The 268-nt window shown below is 56.0% G+C and carries 1 tRNA gene; it reads right to left on the minus strand.

Going from position 1 to position 268, the window contains the following annotated elements:
* Positions 1-9: 9 nt before the first annotated feature.
* Positions 10-85: transfer RNA gene (locus tag OGX67_RS00455), tRNA-Ala, on the minus strand.
* Positions 86-268 lie beyond the last annotated feature (183 nt).

A 268-nucleotide genomic window follows, 5' to 3' on the forward strand; every position in this document is an offset into this window, starting at 1 on the left:
CAGTAAAGATGGTGGAGCTATGCGGGATCGAACCGCAGACCTCCTGCGTGCAAGGCAGGCGCTCTCCCAGCTGAGCTATAACCCCATCGTAAATGCTAATCTCTGTACCCTAATTCGTTTCCGGGCAAGGCGCGGTGGTGCGAAGCATACTGAAGTATGCGAGCATCGCCGTAACACAGCACGGAGGCGAATTTGGTAGGCCTGAGTGGACTTGAACCACCGACCTCACCCTTATCAGGGGTGCGCTCTAACCACCTGAGCTACAAGC

This window comes from Citrobacter sp. Cf118 (assembly GCF_030334095.1).
GTDB lineage: Bacteria > Pseudomonadota > Gammaproteobacteria > Enterobacterales > Enterobacteriaceae > Citrobacter > Citrobacter freundii.